We start from the raw sequence: 22034 nt of genomic DNA, 5'->3' as shown, positions 1-22034 counted from the left end.
GGTACCCGATATCCGCAAGCCCGTTCGGTGATGCTCGCACGCGGAATACGGCGAGCCCCCGGGTTCTTTGCGCGCCCTTTCCGGCCCTCTATTCGAAGGGTCGGTGCGACACGCGGGAATTCACCTGGCATGCCCACGGAAGGTGCCGGAAGCCCTCCGTCCGGGTATGGAGTTCGGTCGAAACGCTGCCCATGATCCTGTGACAGAAATGTGACCGGACAGGTGTCTGTGCGTCCGGTTACCGACCTGGGCTTCCCCGCTCGGGGAGGAGGGCATAGCGTGACGGCATGGCACCGATTCCGACACCCCCGGCCGAGCCCCAGGACAGCCCGGACACCTATGTGGGCCTCGAATCCGAAGCGGCCGAACGGCTCGCCCGGAAGCGGGGCTGGTCGACGGTGCGGTCACTGGCACCGGGGACGGTCATCACGATGGAGTACCGCGTGGGACGCCTCAACTTCGAGGTGAAGGACGGCCGCGTGGCCCGCGCCTGGAAGGGCTGACGCCTGGGGAAAGCTGCGCGTACCGGCTCCCGCGGCGTCGTGCGAGGGGTCAGTTTCCCGACAAGGGACGGGCGGCCGGGGCCGTGTTGCGCGGGTGGCGGTCGGCGTGCGGCGGCCGGCGGCTGCCGGCCGGGGTCACCGGCGTACGGTCCGAGCGGGTGGTGTGCGGGCCCGGGGCCAGGTGCACGGGCGTCCGGGTGCGGGGCGCGGTGACCGACTCGCGCACCGGGACCTCCTCCCGCCCGGGGCCGAGCGGCACGGGAGCCACGGGCGTACTGACCGGCTCCTTCGCCGGTCGCGGGCGGCTGAGGCGGGCGAACCAGCGGTCGCGCAGGTCGAGGATCCAGGCCTCCGCACGGGTGATCAGCGGCTCGAACCACGGCAGCGCCAGCAGGATGAGCAGGCCCGCGGCCCAGCCGAGCAGCACGTCGCTGAGCCAGTGCGTACCGAGGTAGACGGTGGACATGCCCACCCCGAGCGAGGTGACCGCGGACAGCGCCGACAGCCAGCGCCGCGCTCTCGGCGTCGAGGCCAGATACGCCAGGATGCCCCAGGTCACGACGGCGTTCGCGGTGTGACCGCTCGGAAATATATCGCCGCCGAGCCACATCTCGTTCGAGCCGATCGTGGTCGCGTAGTGCGGTCCGAGCCGGCCCATGCCGATCTTCGCGGCACCGACCGTGACGTTCAGCAGGAGCAGGGAGACCCCGAGCGCGAGCAGGGGGCGCAGCGTGTGCTGCCGCCAGGAGCGCCAGCCGAGCCAGGCCGTGACCATCACCGCGGTGGGGCCGCGCTGGCCGAGGACCACGTAGTAGTCGACGAACGCGTGGATCTCCGGCCACTGCTGGTACGGCCGGAAGAACATGACCTGCCAGTCGAGCCGGACCAGCCACGAGGTGATGAGCACCGCCCACACGATCGCGATGTAGAACGCGAGGGTTCCGGCGAACAACGCAATCCGGTGCCGGCTCATCTCCGGCACATCAAGGTGGACCGGCCGTTCCGGCTCCCGGTCGAGTCTCGCGAACACCCGATCCAGACGGGTGAGGCTACGTTCGGTACGCACCCAATCGACGTTACAGCGAGTGAGGAGTGATCCCCGCCGAATCAACGGCTTTGTGATGACGATGTGATGTGGGATTCCTCTCAGGCGGCGTTCCAATTCCGAGGAATCCGCAATCCGGTTCGGTTGTGGACTTCAATTCCTTTGATCGGCCCGGTCTGCGGTTTTATCGTGCTTATGAATTCGTTCACCGAATGCTGGTGCGGAATTACCCCGATGGTCATCGGGAACCCGGCCGGTCAGGGCGGGCCGGAGCCGGTGAGCCAGAATCCCCCGTACGCCGCGGACGCGACCGCCACACCGCTCACGATCAGCGCTGACCTGGAGGTTCGCAGCCGGGCCAGGGCCAGGGCGAGCGGCAGCAGCAGTGGGAAGGCGGGCAGCAGCAGCCGCGGCTTCGAGCCGAAGTAGCTAGACGCGCACAGGGCGAGGGCGACGACGATCCCCGTGTACACCAGCAGCGGGAGCGGCTGGCACTGCCTTACGCCGGCGACGTACAGCCCGATCAGCAGTACGACCCCGCTCACCAATGCCACGCCCGCCAGGGCCGACGGGAACGACGTGAACCTCCCGGCGACGAAGCGGGCGAAGGCCACCCCTCCGTCGAAGCCGTTGCGCCAGCCGGCCTGGACGTCGAGATAACCGAACGGGCCCTTGCCGGTGCGGTGGCCGACCCACAGGACGTAGCCGGCGGCGCCCAGGGGCGCAAGAACCGCGCCGAGTACGCGCCGCGCGCCGTCGCCGGGGGCGCGGCCCGCGTCGGGGGCGCCGTCCGGGGCGGTGACGCTCCGGGTTCCCACGAATGCCACGACCGCGGCCGTCCACACCGCCGCCGCCACCGCGAGCCCCACCGGCCGGGTCAGCCCGGCCAGCGCGGCCAGCAGCCCCGCCGTCACCCAGCGTCCGGTCAGCACCGCGTACAGCGTCCAGGCGGCCAGCGCCGTGAACAGGGACTCGCTGTAGGCCATCGACTGCACGATCCCGACCGGCAGCACGGCCCACAGCAGTGCCGCGCACACGCCGGCGCGGCGGCCGTACAGATGTTCCGCCACCGCGAAGATCCCCCAGGCCGCGGCGAGCGAGGCGAGAAGGCTCACGACGAAGCCCGCGTCCGCGTACGACAGTGGCGAGACCGCCGCGCCCAGCCGCTCGAGCCAGGGCAGCAGCGGGAAGAAGGCCAGGTTGGAGTGCACGTCGCCGTTCGGCAAGCGCACCTCGTACCCGTAGCCCAGCTCGGCGACCCCGGTGTACCAGAGCGAGTCCCAGCGGGCGGTCAGCAGTGTGTACGCGCTCTTGTCGCGCGCGGCGCTCCACAGGGCCAGGACGAGCAGGCCCAGGGCGCGTACTGCCGCGTAGCCGAGGAGCGCCGGGGCGGCCCGGCGCAGGGCACCCGGGCGGCCCGACGTGCGCGTTTCAAGATCGGTCACGGGCGCGATTATCCGCCGGGCCGGGTGCCGGCCGACCGGCCGGGGCGAGCGCGCCGTGGCCGCAGTGGCGCATGCCACACGGGTCACGCGGGATGTGTGAGGCCCACCACGTGTGCGGTGCTCGGTCTCGCGTACCCTGACGAGTCACTCGCGTTCCGTTGCACGGCCCGGAGACCCCGCTCCTCTCCGGCCGAGCCGCCGGGGAGTCCCCACCCCGCAGCCCGCCGGACGCGAGGGAATCTTGGAGGTACGTACATGTCCGGGACGACCACGGCTGCCGCCGCGCTGCGCCGCCGGGCGGCCGGGGCCGGGGCCAACCGCTGGGTGGTTCTGGTCGTCCTCTGCGTCAGCCTGCTGCTCGTCGCGGTCGACGCCACCGTGCTGCACGTGGCGGTCCCCGCCGTCACCGAGGACCTCAGGCCCGGCGCGATCGAACTGCTCTGGATCGTCGACGTCTACCCACTCGTCTGCGCCTCGCTGCTGATCCTCTTCGGCACCCTGGGCGACCGGGTGGGCCGCAGACGGGTCCTCCTGCTCGGCTACGCCCTGTTCGGCGTCGCCTCCGCACTCGCGGCCGTGGCCGGCGGCGCCCAGGTGCTGATCGCGGCCCGCGCGCTGCTCGGTGTCGGCGGCGCGATGATCATGCCGGCGACGCTGTCGATCCTGCGGCAGGTCTTCCCCGACCGGCGGGAGCGGGCGCTCGCCATCGGCATCTGGAGCGCCGTGGCCGCGGTCGGCGCGGCGGTCGGGCCACTGCTCGGCGGCTTTCTGCTCGAGCACTTCTGGTGGGGCTCGGTCTTCCTCGTCAACATTCCGCTGATGCTGGTCAGCCTGCCGGTGGGGCGATTGCTGCTGCCCGAGTCGAAGGGCGACCGCGCCGGCCCCTGGGACGTGGTCGGTGCGCTGATGGCGGCGGCCGGGCTCTTCGGGGTGGTCCTGGGGGTGAAGCGGCTGGGCGGCGGCGAGCCGGTGGCGAGCGTGTTCACCCTGCTGCCGCTGGTGGCGGGCGCGGCCCTGCTGGTCGCCTTCGTACGGCGGCAGCGGCGGCGTCCGCATCCGCTGGTGGACCTGCAGATGTTCCGGCGGCCGGCGTTCAGCACGTCGGTGGGGTGCATCGTGCTGGCGATGCTGGCGCTGGTGGGCCTGGAACTGATCGCGGCGCAGTACCTGCAGCTCGTGCTCGGGCTGTCCCCGCTCCAGACCGGGCTGCGGCTGCTGCCGCTGACCTTCGCGGCGATGGCGGCGGGGCTGGCCGGCGCGCGGATGTTGCGGCGGTTCGGGCCGCGGCGGATGGTGTGCGCCGGCTTCTGCCTGACGGCCTTCGCGGTGCTGCTGCTGACCGCGATGGGCCGGGCCGACAACTGTGCGCTGCTGGTCTCCGGGTTCGTGCTGCTCGGCTTCGGCCTTGAGACGACGCTGTTCGGGGCGTACGAGTCGATGCTGAGCGAGTCGCCGCAGGAGCAGGCCGGCGGGGCGGCGGCGATCGGCGAGACGTCGTACCAGCTGGGCGCCGGGATCGGGATCGCGCTGCTGGGCAGCGTGATGAACGCGGCGTACGCGCCGGGGGTGACGGGGGGAGTGCCCGGGGTGCCGGCGTCGGCGTCGGTGGCGGCGGGGCATTCGCTGGGGGAGGCGTACGAGGTCGCCGCGCAGCTCGGTGGGCCTGCGGGGGTGGCGCTGCGGCGGGCCGCGGGGGACGCGTTCGTGCACGGGCTGCATGTGACGTTGGTGGTGAGTGCGGGATTGCTGCTGCTGGGCGCGGTGATGGCGTTGCGGTTGCCGCGGGTGATGCAGTGCGAGGCGGTTCCCGTGCCGGCGCCTCGGGACGCGGTGGAGACACGCGTCTCCGTGTGACCGCCGGGGGTTCCCCACCCACGCACCACCCGTTCACCGCCGACCGGGAGGCGGGCGTCGCCCGTGGGCGGCCGGTCATCGGTCCGACAGGGCGTCGCCGATCCACCGCTCCCGGCCACCACTCACCGCGAGCCGCCGGGGATGGATCACCCCCACAGGCGACATCCGCCTCGCTCCTGACGGTGAACGGGTGGTCCGCGGGGTGGAGGCGGGCATGGTGGACGTGCGGCACCGTGCGTCGTAACGTCGGCACGAGAACTGTGACTAGCAGTGCTAGTTTTGAATAGCCCCGGAGGGTGTTCCATGGCCGCGTCCCCCAAGTTGCCCGCCTTCGACCCCGCCGACCCCCTCGGCGTCGACGACCTCCTGGAGCCGGAGGATCTGGCCGTCCGGGACACGGTGCGGGACTGGGCCGCCGACCGCGTGCTGCCGCACATCGCGGACTGGTACGAGAAGGGCGAGCTGCCCGGGATCAGGGAACTGGCGCGCGAACTCGGCTCCATCGGCGCGCTCGGCATGTCGCTCGACGGCTACGGCTGCGCCGGCGCGAGCGCCGTCCAGTACGGGCTGGCCTGCCTGGAGCTGGAGGCGGCCGACTCCGGCATCCGGTCGCTGGTCTCCGTGCAGGGCTCCCTCGCCATGTACGCCATCCACCGCTTCGGCAGCGAGGAGCAGAAGCAGACCTGGCTGCCGCGGATGGCCGCCGGCGAGGTCATCGGCTGCTTCGGCCTGACCGAGCCCGACCACGGCTCCGACCCGGCCAACATGCGAACCCGCGCCAAGCGCGACGGCGGCGGGGACTGGGTGCTCGACGGGCGCAAGATGTGGATCACCAACGGTTCGGTGGCCGGTGTCGCCGTCGTCTGGGCGCAGACCGAGGAGGGGATCCGCGGGTTCGTCGTACCGACCGACAGCCCCGGTTTCTCCGCGCCCGAGATCAAGCACAAGTGGTCGCTGCGGGCCAGCGTCACCAGTGAGCTGGTCCTGGACGACGTACGGCTGCCCGCCGACGCCGTACTGCCGGAGGCCACCGGACTGCGCGGACCGCTCAGCTGCCTCACCCACGCCCGCTACGGCATCGTGTGGGGCTCGATGGGCGCGGCCCGGAGCTCCTTCGAGGCGGCCGTGGAGTACGCCAAGTCGCGGGAGCAGTTCGGACGCCCCATCGGCGGCTTCCAGCTGACCCAGGCCAAGCTCGCCGACATGGCGGTCGAACTGCACAAGGGGATTCTGCTCGCCCATCACCTGGGGCGGCGCATGGACGCCGGCCGCCTGCGTCCCGAGCAGGTCAGCTTCGGCAAGCTCAACAACGTGCGCGAGGCCATCGACATCTGCCGGACGGCGCGGACGATCCTCGGCGCAAACGGGATCTCCCTGGAGTACCCCGTGATGCGGCACGCGACGAACCTGGAGTCGGTGCTCACCTACGAGGGCACCGTCGAGATGCACCAGCTCGTGCTGGGCAAGGCGCTCACCGGACTCGACGCCTTCCGGTAGCAGCCGGCGGGACGGACCCGGAGGTCCGGCGGGGGGCGGGGCCGTGGTGCGCGGCCCCGCCTCAGCTCTGGTTGAAGAAACCGTCGGAACGGTGCGCGGCGGGCTCGCCGCTGATGACCTGAGTGTCGGCCGGGCTCAGCAGGAACACCCGGGTGGAGACCCGCTCGATCGAACCGCGCAGGCCGAAAATCAGCCCGGCCGCGAAGTCGACCACGCGCTTGGCGTCGGCCCCCTCCATGGCCGTCAGGTTCATGATAACCGGGACCCCGTCCCGGAACAGCTCGCCGATCGACCGTGCGTCCCGGAAGCTGTCCGGGGTGACGGTCGCGATGCGGCGGCCCCTCTCCTCGGCCACGTCCGAGGCCACCTTGACGCGCGGGTCGGTGACCCAGGCGTCGCCGGGCTCGTTGCCCTCGGAGTAGTCGTCGTCGTAGTAGCGCTCGTCATCGTTGTCGTCGACGAGGCCGAGCCACGCACTCGCCTTGCGTACCGATCCCATGGACGCCTCCTCTCACAGCGGTCTTCCGTGCTTCCGCATCCCTATGGTCATCCATGATGCGGACGTCGCGCCAAGTGGACAGACGCCGCGCGGGGGGTTTGTGACGGTACTGGTGCACAGCGATTCCGTCGAGAGTCCTTGTGTCCCAAGGGCCGTTTCCCAAACGGAGGCTGACTGTGAGTGAAATATGATTCTTCTCGGCGGACGGGTGAGAGGGGGTGCGTACGGGTGAACGCGGCGGTCGGTACGATGCCGCAGCTCAGCGTCGTACGCACCACGGGGGAAAGTCGTGTTCGGAATCGTCAGGCCGTGCAGGCACCGGCTCGGGGAGAGCCTCACGAGTCAGTGGATGGCGCATTTGTGCGGGCTGTGTCTCGCGCTGCGCAAGGATCACGGACAGTTCGCGCGCATCGTGACGAACTATGACGGGCTGCTCATATCGCTTTTGACGGAGGCTCAGGCCGAGCGGGGCGGCGCGGGCGCCGGGCGGCGTACGGCGGGTCCCTGCCCGTTGCGCGGGATGCGGACCGCTTCCGTCGCACACGGTGAGGGCGCCCGGCTCGCGGCGGCCGTCTCGCTGGTGCTGGCCTCGGCCAAGGTCCGCGACCATGTCGCCGACCGGGACGGGATGCTGGCGCGGCGTCCAGTGGCCCTCGCCGCCCGCCGGATCGCCACCGGCTGGGACGCGGCCGGTGCGCGCGGCGGCAGCGCCGTCGGATTCGACACCGCCGTACTGGTCGACGCCGTGGACCGGCAGGGCGGCATCGAGGCGCTCGCCGGGCCCGGCACGCCGCTGCTCACCGTCACCGAGCCGACCGAGACCGCGACCGCAGCCGCGTTCGCGCACACCGCGCATCTCGCCTCTCGCCCGTACAACGCCGAACCGCTCGCCGAGGCCGGGCGCCTGTTCGGCCGGCTCGCCCACCTCCTCGACGCCGTCGAGGACAGGGAAGCTGACGCCGCGTCGGGTGCCTGGAACCCGCTCACCGCCACCGGGACCCCGCTCACCGAGGCCCGTCGGCTCGCGGACGACGCCCTGCACGGCGTGCGGCTCGCGCTGCACGAGGCGGAGTTCACCGACGGGCGGCTGGTGCACCGGCTGCTCGTGCACGAGTTGGCCAACTCCGTCGACCGCGCCTTCGGCAACGTCTCCTGCGTGCACGGCAGCCACCACCCGTACGCCCCGCCCGGCACTCCGGGTGCCCCCGGTGGCCCCGGTGCGCCGATGCCGCCGGAGCCACCGCGAGGCAACCGGCGCGGACTGCTCGCGGGGTGCGCGGTGTGGGTGGGGCTGGCCTGTACGTGCCAGATGTGCTGCGGCACCTACCACGACCCGTGGAGCGGAGAGCGCAAGGAGGGGACGTGCGCCAACTGCGACTGCAGCGGGTGCGGTGACTGCTGCAGTTGCTGCGAGTGCTGCGGCAACTGCTGCGGCGGCGACGGGTGCGGCTGCGACGGCTGCGACTGCGGCTGCAGTTGCTGAGGCGCCCGGCGTGCGGGGGTCGGTCCCATGGCGACCCCCAGCCCGGCGGGGTCGGCAGAGGTCGCTCAAAGGTGGTGCAAAGGTCGACGGCCGAAAGTGCACTCTTGCGCCGACCGGCCGTTCGGCCGAATACTCCAACATCAGCGCTTGTCAGGGGCACGACGCATTCGGAACCCGGACGTCCGTCCCTGGCTGCGCCTCACGGGCCCGACCCCACAAGAGGGCCCCCGACTTCCTTTGTGGAGGAACGAAAAGTGAGGATCAAGCGCACCACCCCCCGCAGCGGCATCACGAGACGGACTCGGCTGATCGCCGTATCCACCGGCATCGTGGCCGCAGCCGCGATCGCGATCCCCAGCGCGAACGCCTCGGAAACGCCCGCCGCCTTCAGCGCCGCCGAGCTGAACAGTGCCAGCGGCGCGGTGCTCGAGGCCGACGTCCCGGGCACCGCCTGGGCCGTCGACAGCAAGTCCGGCCAGGTACTCCTCACGGTCGACAGCACGGTCTCCCAGGCCGAGATCGCGAAGATCAAGAAGGAGGCCGGCGACAAGGCCGGCGCCCTCAAGATCGAGCGCACTCCCGGCACGTTCAACAAGCTCATCCAGGGCGGCGACGCCATCTACGCCAGCAGCTGGCGCTGCTCCCTCGGCTTCAACGTCCGCAGCAGCAGCGGCGCCGAGTACTTCCTGACCGCCGGTCACTGCACCGACGGCGCCGGCACCTGGTACTCCAACTCAGGGCGTACCTCGGTCATCGGCTCGACGGCCGGGTCCAGCTTCCCGGGCAACGACTACGGCATCGTCCGGTACAGCGGGTCCGTCAGCCGGCCCGGTACCGCGAACGGCGTGGACATCACCCGCGCGGCCACCCCGAGCGTGGGCACCACCGTCATCCGCGACGGCTCCACCACCGGTACCCACAGCGGCCGGGTCACCGCCCTGAACGCCACCGTCAACTACGGCGGCGGCGACATCGTCTCCGGGCTGATCCAGACCACGGTCTGCGCCGAGCCCGGCGACTCCGGCGGCCCGCTCTACGGCAGCAACGGCACCGCCTACGGTCTGACCTCCGGCGGCAGCGGCAACTGCTCCTCCGGCGGTACGACGTTCTTCCAGCCCGTCACGGAGGCCCTGAGCGCCTACGGCGTCAGCGTCTACTAGTCCGTCGGGCATCCGTCGGGCCGCGCGGTCCGTCGAACCGAGCGCAGCCAGCAGCGCGACGAGCCCCCGCACACCGGCCGTGTGCGGGGGCTCTGCCTTGTCCGGACGTCCGGGAGCCGCCACCGCGTGTAGACGCACGGTTGGGGGCCTTCGCGCAAGAGGTGAATCTCGGCCAGGGGTCGGCTTGTGCCGCCGGTCGCCGGTTACTGACTCGTAGCGTTTGCTGGAGCGTTCGTCACACGAATCCTGCTGGAAGGGACATGAATGGTGAAGGTCGTGTGTGCGCGCTGAAGTTGTCGTGCGCACGTCCTGAAGTCGACCTTGTGTGCCCACTGTGGGGTTGGAAGAGTTGGCGCTCGTCAACCAGCCTTCCGGCCCGCGAGGTCCCCACAACGTCTCGGGCCGACCCCCCACAGGAGGACGTGAGTTGAAGCACCGACGCATACCCAGGCGGCGGGCCGCCGTGGTTGGTGCGGGTATCACCGCACTGGTCGCCGCGGGAGTCACCTTCCAGAGTGCGAACGCCAGCGAGACCCCGGAGGCATCCGCCCCCGAGACCCTGTCGGTCACGGCGGCCGGAAAGCTCGCCTCCAAGCTGCTCGGCGACCTCGGCGCCGACGCGGCGGGCACGTACTACGACGCACGGGCGAAGAGCCTCGTCGTCAACGTGCTCGACGAGAACGCCGCGCAGACCGTCGAGGAGGCCGGCGCCAAGGCGAGAATCGTCGAGAACTCGCTCGCCGACCTGAAGAGCGCGCGCACCACCCTCACCGAGGACGCCACCATCCCGGGCACCTCCTGGGCGACCGACCCGACCACCAACAAGGTCGTCGTCACCGCCGACCGCACGGTCTCGAAGGCCGAGTGGGCCAGGCTGGCCGAGGTCGTCGACGGGCTGGGCGCCAAGGCCGAGCTCAAGCGGACCGAGGGCGAGTACAAGCCCTTCGTCGCGGGCGGCGACGCCATCACCGGCGACGGCGGGCGCTGCTCGCTCGGCTTCAACGTGACCAAGGGCGGGGAGCCGTACTTCCTCACCGCCGGTCACTGCACCGAGGGTGTCACCACCTGGTCGGACTCCTCCGGGAACGTCATCGGCGAGAACGAGGCGTCCAGCTTCCCGGGCGACGACTACGGCCTGGTCAAGTACACCGCCGAAGTGGACCACCCGAGCGAGGTGAACCTCTACGACGGCTCCTCCCAGGCCATCTCGGGCGTCGCCGAGGCCACCGTCGGCATGGAGGTGACCCGCAGCGGCTCCACCACCCAGGTGCACTCGGGCACGGTCACCGGCCTGGACGCCACCGTCAACTACGGCAACGGCGACATCGTCAACGGCCTGATCCAGACCGACGTCTGCGCCGAGCCCGGCGACAGCGGTGGCTCACTCTTCTCGGGTGACCAGGCCGTCGGCCTCACCTCCGGCGGCAGCGGCGACTGCACCTCGGGCGGCGAGACCTTCTTCCAGCCGGTGACGGAGGCCCTGTCGGCCACCGGTACGCAGATCGGCTGAGCTGCGCCCGCACCCGTGAAGTACCTCTGAGGTACCGCTGAAGTCCCGCCCCGCGCGCGAGGGGCGGGACTTCAGCGTGCCTGCGGCGGGTCAGCCGGCCTGCGTGGGCAGTTCCGTCTCCTGCCGTCGGCTGCGCAGCACCGCCGCCAGCAGCGTGATCACCGTCCCCGCGACCGCCCACGCCCACAGCACCAGCAGGGACACGGTCTCGGCGTTGCCCTTGAAGTAGGCGATCGAGCGGGCCGCCCAGGTGCCCGCGCCCGGCGGCAGCCACGGGCCGATCTCCTTCCAGAACGGCGGCAGCATCGGCAGCGGGAAGGCGCCGCCCGCGCTCGGGTTGCCGGCGATCACCACCAGCAGGATCGCCAGCCCGATGCCGACGACCCCGAAGACGCCCTGGAGGGCGAGTGTGGCGGCGCCCACCGCGAACGTGATCAGCGCGCCGAGCCCCCACAGGTCCACCACGCTGCCGGGCAGCGCATCCAGGATCGGCCCGACGATCACCGCGCCGCCCAGTCCGCCGACGATCGACACCAGCGCCATGGCGATGATCCGGATCGCCGCGCGGACCGGGTTGGCCGGCCGGGCCCCGGTGCTGATCGCCAGGATCGAGGCGCACAGGTAGCCGCCGACGCACCACCCCACGACCAGGTAGAAGGACGACAGCCCGTCGAAGTCCCGGGCCGAGGCAGGGGCCACGTCGACGGTCCGCACCGTGCGGCCCTCGGCCCGCTCCACCTCGGCGACCAGCCCTTCCAAGGTGGTGGCGAGGACGGTGCCGCCGCCGGAGGCGACCAGCAGGGTGTCCCTGGTGCCGTCCGGGTTCACGATCAGGGCGCCGTCGATCTCCCGGTCCGTGATCTGCCGCCGGGCGCTCTCCTCGTCGGCCACCGCGCGCGGGTCCAGCGGCGACCCGGGCAGTCGCTCCAGCCTGCCCACGGTCTGCTCGGCGGCCGCCGCCGGAGCGGCCACCCCGAAGGGGACGTCCCTCGGCTTCGGGTCGTGCAGTGCGCCCACGTAGGAGGCGATGAACAGCAACTGGAGCGCGATCACGCCGAGCACGAGCAGGGTGGCCCGCGGGGTGACGGCGTCCTTCACCTCATCGAGGAAGGAGCTTCTCCGGGGGCCGGTGACAGGGGTGTGCGACATGTCCCCACGGTCCGGGCCGACCGGCGTTTGCGCAGGTGGGGCGGGGCCGAACGGATGTCGCACACACATTCGAAAATTGGTCTATGGTGGGGGTGAGGCTGTTGGGAACAGACGTTCGATAGGGCGTCGGTTCATGAGATCGGGAGGTGCGTGTGCCGGGTTTCACGCATCTGCACACCGTCTCCGGGTTCTCCGCCCGCTACGGCGCCTCCCACCCGGAGCGGCTGGCCGAGCGCGCCCTCGAGCGGGGCATGGACGCCCTCGCCCTCACCGACCGCGACACCCTCGCGGGCACGGTCCGCTTCGCCAAGGCCTGCGCGAAGGCGGGCGTCCGTCCGCTGTTCGGTGCGGAGCTGGCGGTGGCCGCCCCCGAGCGGGAGGCGGAACGCACGGAGACCTCCGTACGACGGGACCGGCGCCGCGCCCCCGTGCGCGGAGGTGCCTTCGTCGACGAGTCGGCCCCGCGGGTGACTTTCCTCGCCCGCGACGGCGCCCGCGGCTGGGCCGGCCTGTGCCGGCTGGTCTCCGCCGCCCACACGGCCGAGGACACCCCGCTGCTGTCCTGGTCCGACAACCGCGCCGACGGCCTGACCGTCCTGCTCGGTCCGGACTCCGACGTCGGCCGCGCGCTCGCCGCCGGCCGTCCCGACCGCGCGGCCCGCCTCCTCGCCCCCTGGCGGGAGGTCTACGGCGACGCCCTGCGCCTGGAGGCCGTCTGGCACGGCCGCACGGGCACCGGCCCCGGCTCCCTGCGCCTGGCCGCTCGTACCGTCGGCTTCGCCGCCGAACAGGGCATCCGGCCGGTGCTCTCCAATGCCGTCCGCTACGCCGACCCCGGCCAGGGCCAGGTCGCCGACGTCCTGGACGCCGCCCGCCGCCTCGTCCCGATCGACGCCACCAAGGAGCTGGACTCCGGCGAGGCCTGGCTCAAGGACGCCGGCGCCATGCGGCACGCCGCCGAGCGGATCGTCGAGGCCGCCGGCTTCCGGCGTGACACCGCCCACCGCCTGCTGGAGCAGACGCAGGCGACCGCCGCCGAGTGCCTGGTCGACCCCGAGGACGACCTCGGCATGGGCGCCGTCCACTTCCCCGAGCCGCACCTCGTCGGAGCCGGCCGCCGCACCGCCCAGCGCGCGCTCGCCTCCCGGGCGGCGGCGGGCATGGTGCTGCGCGGCTACGACCGGCGGCGCCACTACTGGGAGCGGATGCACCACGAGCTGGACATCATCGCCCACCACGGTTTCGCCTCGTACTTCCTCACCGTCGCCCAGGTCGTGGACGACGTGCGGCACATGGGCATCCGGGTTGCCGCGCGCGGCTCCGGCGCGGGGTCGCTCGTCAACCACCTTCTCGGCATCGCGCACGCCGACCCGGTCGAGCACGGGCTGCTGATGGAGCGGTTCCTGTCCAAGGAGCGGGTGGTCCTGCCCGACATCGACATCGACGTGGAGTCCGCGCGCCGCCTGGAGGTCTACCGCGCGATCATCGGCCGGTTCGGCACCGAGCGGGTCGCCACGGTCGCCATGCCGGAGACGTACCGGGTGCGCCACGCCATCCGCGACGTGGGTGCCGCCCTGTCCATGGACCCGGCCGAGATCGACCGCGTCGCCAAGTCCTTCCCGCACATCCGCGCCCGCGACGCCCGCGCGGCGCTGGAGGAACTGCCCGAGCTGAAGGAGCTGGCGGGGGAGCGGGAGAGGTACGGGAAGCTCTGGGAGCTGGTCGAGGGCCTCGACGCCCTCCCGCGCGGGGTCGCCATGCACCCCTGCGGCGTCCTGCTCTCCGACGCCTCCCTGCTCTCCCGCACGCCGGTCGTGCCGACCAGCGGTGAGGGCTTCCCGATGGCTCAGTTCGACAAGGACGACGTGGAGGACCTGGGGCTGCTCAAGCTGGACGTGCTCGGCGTGCGGATGCAGTCGGCGATGGCGCACGCGGTCGCCGAGGTGAAGCGGGTGTCGGGCGCCGAGGTCGACCTGGACGCCGTACCGGAGGGCGATCCGGCGACGTACCGGATGATCCGGTCCGCCGAGACGCTGGGCTGCTTCCAGATCGAGTCGCCCGGCCAGCGGGACCTGGTCGGCAGGCTCCAGCCGTCGACCTTCCACGACCTCGTGGTCGACATCTCGCTCTTCCGGCCGGGGCCGGTCGCCGCCGACATGGTGCGGCCGTTCATCGAGGCCCGGCACGGGCGGGCGCCGGTGCGCTACCCGCACGAGGACCTGGCGGAGCCGCTGGAGGGGACGTACGGGGTCGTCGTCTTCCACGAGCAGATCATCGACATCGTGGCCATCATGACCGGCTGCGGGCGCGGCGAGGCCGACCGGGTGCGGCGCGGGCTGTCCGATCCGGAGTCGCAGGGGCGGATCAAGGTGTGGTTCGCCCAGCACGCGACGGCGAACGGGTACGACGCGGAAACGATCCAGCGGACCTGGGAGATCGTCGAGGCCTTCGGCAGCTACGGCTTCTGCAAGGCGCACGCGGTCGCCTTCGCCGTGCCGACCTACCAGTCGGCGTGGCTGAAGGCCCATCACCCGGCCGCCTTCTACGCGGGGTTGCTCACGCATGACCCCGGCATGTACCCGAAGCGGCTGCTGCTGGCGGACGCGCGGCGGCGCGGGGTGCCGATCCTGCCGTTGGACGTGAACAGGTCCGGGGTCGCACACAGGGTCGAACTGGTGTCTGAATCCCGGCGTTCCGAGGGGACCGTCTGGGGTCTGCGCCTCGCCCTCTCGGACGTGCACGGCATCAGCGAGGCCGAGGCGGAACGCATCGCCGAGGGGCAGCCCTACGCCTCCCTGCTCGACTTCTGGGAACGGGCCCGCCCCAGCAGGCCGCTGGCCGGACGGCTCGCCCAGGTCGGCGCGCTGGACGCGTTCGGCGCCAACCGCCGCGACCTGCAACTGCACCTGACCGAGCTGCACCGTGGCGCCCGGGGCGGACGCGGCGACCAGCTCCCCCTGTCCGGCGGCCGCAGGACCGCCTCCGCCGGACTGCCCGACCTCACCTCGGCGGAGAAGCTCAGCGCCGAGCTGGGCGTGCTCTCCATGGACGCCTCGCGCAACCTGATGGACGATCACCGCTCCTTCCTGCGCGAGCTCGGCGTGGTGTCGGCCAAGCGGCTGCGCGAGGTCCAACACGGGGAGACGGTGCTGGTCGCGGGCGCCAAGGCGGCCACCCAGACACCGCCGGTCCGCTCCGGCCGCCGGGTCATCTTCTCCACCCTGGACGACGGCTCCGGCCTGGTCGACCTCGCCTTCTTCGACGACTCGCACGATACCTGCGCGCACACCGTCTTCCACTCCTGGCTGCTGCTGGTGCGCGGGGTGGTGCAGCGGCGCGGCCCGCGCAGCTTCAGCGTGGTCGGCTCCGCCGCCTGGAACCTCGCCGACCTGCTGGAAGTGCGCCGGGAGGAAGGTCTGGAAGGCGTCGCGGCCCGGCTGGCCGGAGCGGGCGGTGACCAGGGTGACGACCCCGAGGGCGGCCCGGCGCGCCGCCGTCTCGCCGGTTCGGACGGACAGCCCGCGCCGACCGGCTCCGCGGCCCAGGACCCGATGGAGCGGCGGAAGATCCGCATGTCCACCGGGTACGAGATGCACCCCTGGGCCGATCTGCGTCCCGCGGGCGAAGACCCCGCGGTCGGAAGGAAGTTGTGGCACCAGAGCCCGGGGAGTGCGGGATGACCATCCTCTGCGTACGTTTCCAGCTGCCGCCCATGTACGAGGCGGCCCTGCCCCAGCTGCTCGGGCTGCTGGAGGAGTTCACGCCGGTCATCGAGGCGCTGCCGCCCGACGGTGCGCTGGCCGACCTGCGCGGCGCCGAGCGCTACTTCGAGCGGGACGCCGTGGAACTGGCCTCGGTGATCCGCGTCCGCGCCCTCGCGCTGTACGGCGTCGACTGCGTGATCGGCGCCGGTCCGGGCCCGATGCTCGCCCGCATGGCCCTGCGGGACGCCCGGCCGGGACTGACCCGCGCGGTGCCGGAGGGCGAGGAGCGGGACTTCCTCGCCGGCAAGCCCGTCGCCGCGCTGCCCGGCGTCGGCACCGCGACCGCCCGCACCCTGTGCGAGTACGGCCTCGACACCCTCGGCCGGGTCGCCGCCGCGCCCCCTTCCACGCTCCAGCGCCTGATCGGCGCGAAGGCCGGCCGCGAGCTGCACGAGAAGGCGCAGGGTGTCGACCGGGGCCGGGTGGTCCCCAACGGCATCTCCCGGTCGCTGGCCGCGGACCGCCCCTTCGACCGGGACGAACTCGACGCCGGCCGCCACCGCCGCGCCCTGCTGTCGGCCGCCGAGGAGCTGGGCGCCCGGCTGCGCGCCGTGGACAAGGTGTGCCGCACCCTCACCCTCACCGTGCGCTACGCCGACAGGTCGGCGACCACCCGCGGTCGCACCCTGAAGGAACCGACCGCGCACTCGGCGGCGCTGACGCGCACCGCGTACGACATGTACGAGGCGCTCGGTCTCCAGCGCGCCCGGGTCCGCTCGATCGCCCTGCGCGCCGAGGGGCTGGCCCCCGCCGAGCAGGCGGCCCACCAGCTCACCTTCGACCCCGTGGACGAGAAGGTCCGCCGGATCGAGGAGGTCGCGGACCGCGCGCGGGCGAAGTTCGGGCCGCGGGCGGTGATGCCGGGGTCCCTGGCGGCGTGACCCCTCCGCGGGTCAGTCGGCCCACGGGGGAGTGATCAGGGTGCCGTCGGCCAGCTCCGCCTCCAGGCCGACGGAGGCGGTGACCCAGGAGGTCGCGGTCCGGCCGGTGGGGTTCTCGACGGCGAGGGTCGTCCCCCGGTTGACGATCACCGTGTCACCCGCGGTGACGCGCTCGGTGCGGCCGTCGAGGGTGATCAGCAGTTCGCCGGTGAGGAGGTGGAAGACCTCCTCCCGGCTGACGGTGTGCGCGGGTGCCTTCGTACCCGTCGGGATCTCGCCCCGCCAGGCGCACAGCTCCTTGCTGCCGGTGCGGGGAGCACGCGCGTGCGCTGGGCATGCCCGAGGTCAGGCTCTACACGAACGCCGTGATGTGGGAGAACCAGGAGATCTGCCCGAAGAACGGGTACGAGGTCGTGGAGCGCCGGGTGGACGGGCCCTACGACCGTGTCCACTACCGCAAGCGGCTGCCGTGACGCGTCTCGTGATGTGACCGACCGGCCCGGTCAGCTGTCCGGCCACCATGTGCGCGCGATGTCCTTGCGGACCTCCGGGCGCCCCGAGGGGCGCTCGTCGGCCTCCTCGCGGACCAGGCGGGCGTCGGTCTTCTTCAGGGGCTTGTGCACGGTCAGACGGCGCATGGCTGCCTCCTTACGGATCCACCGGGTTCCGCGTTCTCACGGAGGTAGACCCTTTCCCCGAGACTTGCCCATCGATGCGTCCCTGTCAGTGGCGGTTGTCACCTTCCCGCGCCCGACCGTGTTGTCAGTGCCCGGTGTCACCCTGGGTGCATGGGCAGTTACAGTGACGGTGCGAGCACGTTGAGCGGCACACCGGACATCGACTGGGACGCGCGGGCCGCCGTTTTCGACGACGAGCCGGACCACGGCCTGCGGGACCCTGAGGTGCGCCGGGCCTGGGCCGCGCGGTTGAGGTCCTGGCTGCCGGAGCGGCCCGGCGACCTCCTCGACCTGGGCTGCGGCACCGGCAGCCTGTCGCTCCTCGCGTCCGAGCAGGGGCACCGCGTCACCGGTGTCGACCTGTCCCCGGCCATGCTGCGGCAGGCCAGGGCCGAACTGGCCGGTCGTGACGCGGTGTTCCTCACCGGTGACGCCGCGGCGCCCCCGGTGGACGGGCAGCGCTTCGACGCCGTGCTCGTCCGGCACGTGCTGTGGGTGCTGCCCGACCCCGCCCGGGCCCTGCGGCACTGGCGGGAGTTGCTGCGTCCGGGAGGGCGGCTGGTCCTGGTCGAGGGCGTGTGGGGGACCGTCGCCCCGGTCGGCATACCCGCCGGCCGGCTCACCGCGCTCCTCGCCCCGGTCGCCGGAGGGGTGCGCGTGGAGCGGCTGTCGGACGACCCGGCGCTGTGGGGGAGGGAGGTGGCGGACGAGCGGTACGCGGTGGTGGCGACACCCGGGTGAGCCGGGCCGGCCGCTATGCCAACAGGTCCTCGAAATGCTCCCCGTGGGCCAGGCGTTCCAGTTCGTCCAGTGCGGCCACGGCGGCGGCAGCGGACTTGGGGTCGCGTTCCGCCAGGCCGCTCTCGGCGAACTCGTCCTCGTCGAGGCGCCGTACGTCCGTGCCGTCCGCCGAGCGCCAGAGGTCCAGGTCGAGGTCCTCGACGACCAGTTCGGTGCCCGTGAGCACGGCGGGGCGGGTGATGTCGCAGTACCAGCCCTTGAGCGCACCGTCCGCCGTCCGGACCTCCTTCACCGAGTACCACCGGTCGCGCCAGTAGTACTCGGTGAAGACGTCGCCGGCCTCGAAGCGCACGAAGCCGAAGTCGCGGACGCCGGCACCGGCCCAGGGGGCGTTGACGGCGAGGCGGGTGCCGTCGTCGCGCAGCAGCACACCCGGGTACCGGATCTTCGTACGGCCCGCCTTGACCAGGACGACGTCCACCTCCGCCGGTGCCTCAGCCGAGTTCGCGGACATGGCGCACCTCCGTCCCGCAGGTCTCGTACCCGAGCCACTTGTTGACGGCGAGCATCGGGCCGTTGTCCGTGTCGTTGCCGGTGAGGGCCTCCGTGCACCCGGCGGCGCGGGCCCGGCGCAGGGAGTCGGTCTTGGTGAGCTTGGCCAGGCCCCGGCCGCGGTGGGCGCGGACGGTGCCGGTCATCGCGGTGGAGTACCGGGTGCCGCCGTCCGTGTAGGCCACGCTGAAGGCGACGGGGCGGCCGTCGACGACCGCGACCGAGGTCAGCTCACGGTTGAGCAGCGGGTGCCGCCAGGTCTCCGCGAGCCAGGCCTCGTAGTCCGTGAACTCGACGTCGACGTCGCTCGGTTCGTCCGCCAGCGTCTCCGCGTCCAGTTCGAACATCGGGCGGGGATCGTCCGCGAAGTCGGCCGCGGTGCGGAGTTCGACGCCCGGGGGAGGGGGTGGCGGGTCCGGCAGCGTCGCGTTCGCCAGGTCCAGCCGGAGGAAGTGGGCGGAGCGCCGCCGCGCGTAGCCGTGCCGCAAGGCGAAGGCCAGGTCGGCGGGCTCGTCCAGCACCCACGCGAACAGCTTCGTCGCGCCCTCGGCGGCGAGGTACTCCTCGGACGTGCGCACCAGCAGCCCGCCGGCACCGCGCCGGACCCTGTCCGGGCGGACGTAGACGTTGAGGTACCCCTGGCCGGGCTCCGGACTGTCGTGGACCAGCCCGATCTGGGCCGTGCCGATCGTCTCCCCGTCCTCCTCCGCGACCAGGGACCGGCTCCGGGCGTCCGGGTGCGTGTGGACGAGGCGGTGGACGACGGCCTCCGGCGTCCACAGGATGTACGGCAGGGCCAGATGCCGGACATGTGCGAAGGCCGCGACGTCGGCCGGATCGTCAGGACGCAGATCGCGTACGAGTACGGTCATGTGGGCGCACGCTACGGCGGACGGGCGGTCGGGTGCCTCTCATTTTCCGGGGATACGGGACAATCGCCGGGTGACCTTGCAGATCCACATCGATGACGGCCCCCCGCCCTACGAGCAGGTGCGGGCGCAGATCTCCGAACAGGCGCGGTCGGGGGCCCTGCCGGTCGGCTACCGGCTGCCGACCGTGCGCGGACTGGCCGAGTCCCTCGGGCTCGCCGCGAACACGGTCGCCAAGGCGTACCGGGCGCTGGAGGGGGACGGGGTGATCGAGACGCGGGGGCGCAACGGAACGTTCGTCGCCGCCGCGGGCTCGGCGGCGGAGCGGGAGCTGGCCTCCGCGGCCCAGGGCTATGCCGAGCGGGCTCGGCGGCTCGGGGTGGCGGAGGAGGACGCGGTGGCCGCGGTGCGGGATGCCCTGCGGGCGGCTTTCGGGGACTGAGCGCCGTTTCGGCGGGGCCGGTGGGCGGCTGCGGGTTCGTTGTGGCCGGTCGCGCCCGCGCGGCGGAGCCGCAAAGTGTCTCAGCCCCGCGCCCCCAGCGGTGTTCGGGTGACCGCGAGGCCAGAAGTACGCGCCAGTCGGGCGAAAGTCTGTGCGTCGCTCACCGCCGCACCGTTCGGGTCGTTGTTGAAGTACGCGTAGACGTCCTGCCGGGGCCAGGTGTCCTGGATGCGCTGGACCCACGTCATCAGCGACCGGCGGCCGTAGTGCGGCCAGGCTGCCGCCCGGCCCTGGTGGAAGCGGACGTAGCCCCAGTCGGTGGTGCGCCACAGCGGGGTGACCGGGCGCGCCAGGACGTCCGCCCAGCACAGGGCCGCGCCCCGGGAGACCAGGACCTCTCGCACCTCGGGTGTCCACCAGGACTCGTGCCGGGGTTCCACCGCCACCCGGGTGCCCGGTGGGAAGCAGGCGAGGCAGGTGTCCAGGAGGGCCGGGTCGGCCCGCAGCGTCGGGGGCAGTTGCAGCAGGACCGGGCCGAGACGGTCGCCGAGGCCCGCCGCGTGGGTCATCAGGCGGTCGACGGGCTCCTCGGGCTCCCGCAGGCGTTTGATGTGCGTGAGGTAGCGGCTGGCCTTGACCGCGACCGTGAAGTCCGCCGGCACCCGCTCGCGCCACGCCTCGAACGTCTCCCGGGACGGAAGCCGGTAGAAGGCGTTGTTGATCTCGACCGTGGCGAAGGCCTCCGCGTACCGCTCCAACCACAGCCGTACGGGCAGGCCGGGCGGGTAGAGAACCTCCCGCCAGTCCCGGTACTGCCAGCCCGAGGTGCCGACCAACAGGGTCATACCCTCATCAAAGCAGCTACAGGTAGAGCCCGGCCTCCGCGCCGTCCCGCGGCTCCGGCAGCGTGGTCGGCGAGGTGCCCCGGCGCAGCGCGTACAGCTCCGCCAGCGTCGCGCCCTCGCGGCCGATCCCCTCCTCGGTGCCGAGCCACTCCACCGCCTCCCGACGGGTCAGCGGGCCGACCTCGATGCGGGCCAGGCAGCGGCCGGGGCGGACGACTGCGGGGTGGAGGCGTTCCAGGTCCTCGTTGGTGGTGACGCCGACCAGCACGTTGCGGCCCTGCCCCAGCAGCCCGTCGGTCAGGTTCAGCAGCCGGGAGAGGGCCTGGCCCGCCGTGTGCTTGGCCTCACCGCGGATGAGCTCGTCGCAGTCCTCCAGCAGCAGCAACCGCCAGCGGCCCTTGCCCGCCGCGTCCTCCTCGCCGATGGCGATGTCCATCAGATAGCCCACGTCGGAGAAGAGCCGCTCCGGATCCAGTACGCAGTCCACCTGGCACCAGTCCCGCCACGAGCGGGCGAGGGTGCGCAGCGCCGAGGTCTTGCCGGTGCCCGGCGGACCGTGCAGGAGCAGCAGCCGGCCGGCGATGTCCTCGGGCGTCGTCTTCATCAGGGTGTCCATCGCGTCCGCGACCGGGGCCGTGTAGTTGGTCCGGACCTCGTCCCAGGTGCCCGCGGAGATCTGCCGGGTGGTGCGGTGCGGGCCGCGGCGCGGGGAGACGTACCAGAAGCCCATCGTCACGTTCTCCGGCTGCGGCTCGGGTTCGTCCGCCGCGCCGTCCGTCGCGTCGGCGAGCACCTTCTCGGCCAGGTCGGCGGTGGTCGCCGTCACCGTGACGTCAGCGCCGCGGTTCCAACGCGAGACCAGCAGGGTCCAGCCGTCGCCCTCCGCCAGCGTCGCGCTGCGGTCGTCGTCGCGGGCGATCCGCAGCACGCGCGCGCCGGGCGGCAGCAGCGTCGCCCCGGACCGCACGCGGTCGATGTTCGCCGCGTGTGCGAAGGGCTGCTCGCCCGTCGCGAAGCGGCCGAGGAACAGCGCGTCGACGACATCGGACGGGGAGTCGCTGTCGTCGACGTTGAGCCGGATCGGCAGGGCGTCGTGCGGGTTCACGGACATGCCGCCA

Annotated in this window: 19 protein-coding genes and 2 pseudogenes; 11 read left to right on the top strand and 10 right to left on the bottom strand. The window is 72.4% G+C overall.

Annotation, left to right across the window (positions count from 1 at the left end; all coding sequences use genetic code 11):
• Nucleotides 1–287: 287 nt before the first annotated feature.
• Complete coding sequence (locus IE142_RS22825; protein ID WP_191887462.1) at nt 288–503, top strand: I78 family peptidase inhibitor; 216 nt, start codon at nt 288–290, stop codon at nt 501–503.
• Nucleotides 504–552: 49 nt separating this feature from the next.
• Here the strand turns inward: IE142_RS22825 and IE142_RS22820 are convergent, their stop codons facing one another.
• Entirely contained in the window at nt 553–1569 is a 1017-nt protein-coding gene (locus IE142_RS22820) for a phosphatase PAP2 family protein (RefSeq protein WP_191887461.1), read from the bottom strand.
• Between the two features lie 236 nt (nt 1570–1805).
• Nucleotides 1806–2993: a glycosyltransferase family 39 protein gene (locus IE142_RS22815; protein ID WP_191887460.1), complete on the bottom strand. Its 1188-nt coding sequence runs from the start codon at nt 2991–2993 to the stop codon at nt 1806–1808.
• Between the two features lie 255 nt (nt 2994–3248).
• Between IE142_RS22815 and IE142_RS22810 the strand changes: the two genes are divergently transcribed.
• Complete coding sequence (locus tag IE142_RS22810) at nt 3249–4847, top strand: MFS transporter (protein WP_191887459.1); 1599 nt, start codon at nt 3249–3251, stop codon at nt 4845–4847.
• Nucleotides 4848–5150: 303 nt separating this feature from the next.
• The gene (locus IE142_RS22805; RefSeq protein ID WP_191887458.1) at nt 5151–6344 is read left to right on the top strand and encodes an acyl-CoA dehydrogenase family protein; all 1194 of its coding nucleotides are present in this window, start codon (nt 5151–5153) and stop codon (nt 6342–6344) included.
• A 61-nt stretch (nt 6345–6405) separates the two neighbouring features.
• Here the strand turns inward: IE142_RS22805 and IE142_RS22800 are convergent, their stop codons facing one another.
• A complete protein-coding gene (locus IE142_RS22800; protein WP_043374667.1) occupies nt 6406–6843 on the bottom strand; it encodes a cell division protein SepF in 438 nt (145 codons plus the stop codon).
• 289 nt (nt 6844–7132) lie between these two features.
• On the opposite strand from IE142_RS22800, the gene IE142_RS22795 reads away from it, so the two are divergent.
• The 3 genes from IE142_RS22795 to IE142_RS22785 all read left to right on the top strand — a co-directional run bounded on the left by IE142_RS22795 (nt 7133) and on the right by IE142_RS22785 (nt 10996).
• On the top strand, nt 7133–8326 hold the full coding sequence (locus IE142_RS22795; protein WP_191887457.1) for a DUF5685 family protein: 1194 nt from the start codon (nt 7133–7135) through the stop codon (nt 8324–8326).
• Between the two features lie 254 nt (nt 8327–8580).
• On the top strand, nt 8581–9486 hold the full coding sequence (locus IE142_RS22790; RefSeq protein WP_043374672.1) for a S1 family peptidase: 906 nt from the start codon (nt 8581–8583) through the stop codon (nt 9484–9486).
• A gap of 427 nt (nt 9487–9913) precedes the next feature.
• Nucleotides 9914–10996, top strand: a complete 1083-nt coding sequence (locus IE142_RS22785) for a S1 family peptidase (protein WP_191887456.1) — start codon at nt 9914–9916, stop codon at nt 10994–10996.
• A gap of 90 nt (nt 10997–11086) precedes the next feature.
• On the opposite strand, the gene IE142_RS22780 is transcribed toward IE142_RS22785, so the two are convergent.
• Complete coding sequence (locus tag IE142_RS22780; RefSeq protein ID WP_191887455.1) at nt 11087–12145, bottom strand: ABC-2 transporter permease; 1059 nt, start codon at nt 12143–12145, stop codon at nt 11087–11089.
• Nucleotides 12146–12297: 152 nt separating this feature from the next.
• Between IE142_RS22780 and IE142_RS22775 the strand changes: the two genes are divergently transcribed.
• Entirely contained in the window at nt 12298–15825 is a 3528-nt protein-coding gene (locus IE142_RS22775; protein WP_191887454.1) for a DNA polymerase III subunit alpha, read from the top strand.
• On the top strand, nt 15822–16790 hold the full coding sequence (locus IE142_RS22770; RefSeq protein WP_191887453.1) for a DNA polymerase Y family protein: 969 nt from the start codon (nt 15822–15824) through the stop codon (nt 16788–16790). The genes IE142_RS22775 and IE142_RS22770 overlap by 4 nt, the downstream gene beginning before the upstream one ends.
• A 12-nt stretch (nt 16791–16802) precedes the next feature.
• Here IE142_RS22770 and IE142_RS22765 read toward each other — a convergent pair.
• Nucleotides 16803–17108 (bottom strand): annotated as a pseudogene (locus tag IE142_RS22765) (cupin domain-containing protein); the annotation flags it as partial.
• Between IE142_RS22765 and IE142_RS22760 the strand changes: the two are divergent.
• Nucleotides 17108–17263: pseudogene (locus IE142_RS22760) on the top strand (GNAT family N-acetyltransferase); the annotation flags it as partial. The pseudogenes IE142_RS22765 and IE142_RS22760 overlap by 1 nt on opposite strands.
• A gap of 30 nt (nt 17264–17293) precedes the next feature.
• Here the strand turns inward: IE142_RS22760 and IE142_RS37385 are convergent.
• Nucleotides 17294–17428, bottom strand: a complete 135-nt coding sequence (locus tag IE142_RS37385; protein ID WP_078949008.1) for a hypothetical protein — start codon at nt 17426–17428, stop codon at nt 17294–17296.
• Between the two features lie 150 nt (nt 17429–17578).
• On the opposite strand from IE142_RS37385, the gene IE142_RS22755 reads away from it, so the two are divergent.
• On the top strand, nt 17579–18208 hold the full coding sequence (locus IE142_RS22755) for a class I SAM-dependent methyltransferase (protein WP_191887452.1): 630 nt from the start codon (nt 17579–17581) through the stop codon (nt 18206–18208).
• A gap of 13 nt (nt 18209–18221) precedes the next feature.
• On the opposite strand, the gene IE142_RS22750 is transcribed toward IE142_RS22755, so the two are convergent.
• Together IE142_RS22750 and IE142_RS22745 are read right to left on the bottom strand one after the other, a co-directional pair.
• Nucleotides 18222–18722, bottom strand: coding sequence for a ribonuclease FAU-1 family protein (locus IE142_RS22750; RefSeq protein ID WP_191887451.1), 501 nt, complete (start codon nt 18720–18722; stop codon nt 18222–18224).
• Complete coding sequence (locus IE142_RS22745) at nt 18703–19632, bottom strand: GNAT family N-acetyltransferase (RefSeq protein WP_191887450.1); 930 nt, start codon at nt 19630–19632, stop codon at nt 18703–18705. Before IE142_RS22745 ends, IE142_RS22750 begins: the two co-directional genes overlap by 20 nt.
• A gap of 70 nt (nt 19633–19702) precedes the next feature.
• Here IE142_RS22745 and IE142_RS22740 point away from each other — a divergent pair, with 70 nt between their 5' ends.
• Nucleotides 19703–20071, top strand: coding sequence for a GntR family transcriptional regulator (locus IE142_RS22740; protein WP_191887449.1), 369 nt, complete (start codon nt 19703–19705; stop codon nt 20069–20071).
• An 80-nt stretch (nt 20072–20151) separates the two neighbouring features.
• On the opposite strand, the gene IE142_RS22735 is transcribed toward IE142_RS22740, so the two are convergent.
• On the bottom strand, nt 20152–20916 hold the full coding sequence (locus IE142_RS22735; protein WP_191887448.1) for a DUF72 domain-containing protein: 765 nt from the start codon (nt 20914–20916) through the stop codon (nt 20152–20154).
• 16 nt (nt 20917–20932) lie between these two features.
• Nucleotides 20933–22027 carry a DUF5925 domain-containing protein gene (locus IE142_RS22730; protein ID WP_100047237.1) on the bottom strand — a complete coding sequence of 365 codons (1095 nt, stop codon included), beginning with the start codon at nt 22025–22027 and terminating at the stop codon, nt 20933–20935.
• Nucleotides 22028–22034: the final 7 nt, after the last annotated feature.

The organism is Streptomyces mutabilis (genome assembly GCF_014649815.1).
In the GTDB taxonomy this organism is placed as follows: domain Bacteria; phylum Actinomycetota; class Actinomycetes; order Streptomycetales; family Streptomycetaceae; genus Streptomyces; species Streptomyces mutabilis.
Note: the sequence above shows the minus strand (reverse complement) of the source record. Positions and strands in the feature narration are given on the sequence as shown.

Excerpts from the sequence above, each read along its gene's own strand:
- IE142_RS22800 (WP_043374667.1), bottom strand. The coding sequence starts at position 6,843 with ATGGGATCGGTACGCAAGGCGAGTGCGTGGCTCGGCCTCGTCGACGAC.
- IE142_RS22805 (WP_191887458.1), top strand. The coding sequence starts at position 5,151 with ATGGCCGCGTCCCCCAAGTTGCCCGCCTTCGACCCCGCCGACCCCCTC.
- IE142_RS22735 (WP_191887448.1), bottom strand. The coding sequence starts at position 20,916 with ATGACCCTGTTGGTCGGCACCTCGGGCTGGCAGTACCGGGACTGGCGG.
- IE142_RS37385 (WP_078949008.1), bottom strand. The coding sequence starts at position 17,428 with ATGCGCCGTCTGACCGTGCACAAGCCCCTGAAGAAGACCGACGCCCGC.
- IE142_RS22770 (WP_191887453.1), top strand. The coding sequence starts at position 15,822 with ATGACCATCCTCTGCGTACGTTTCCAGCTGCCGCCCATGTACGAGGCG.
- IE142_RS22810 (WP_191887459.1), top strand. The coding sequence starts at position 3,249 with ATGTCCGGGACGACCACGGCTGCCGCCGCGCTGCGCCGCCGGGCGGCC.
- IE142_RS22730 (WP_100047237.1), bottom strand. The coding sequence starts at position 22,027 with ATGTCCGTGAACCCGCACGACGCCCTGCCGATCCGGCTCAACGTCGAC.
- IE142_RS22750 (WP_191887451.1), bottom strand. The coding sequence starts at position 18,722 with ATGTCCGCGAACTCGGCTGAGGCACCGGCGGAGGTGGACGTCGTCCTG.
- IE142_RS22825 (WP_191887462.1), top strand. The coding sequence starts at position 288 with ATGGCACCGATTCCGACACCCCCGGCCGAGCCCCAGGACAGCCCGGAC.
- IE142_RS22780 (WP_191887455.1), bottom strand. The coding sequence starts at position 12,145 with ATGTCGCACACCCCTGTCACCGGCCCCCGGAGAAGCTCCTTCCTCGAT.
- IE142_RS22755 (WP_191887452.1), top strand. The coding sequence starts at position 17,579 with ATGGGCAGTTACAGTGACGGTGCGAGCACGTTGAGCGGCACACCGGAC.
- IE142_RS22745 (WP_191887450.1), bottom strand. The coding sequence starts at position 19,632 with ATGACCGTACTCGTACGCGATCTGCGTCCTGACGATCCGGCCGACGTC.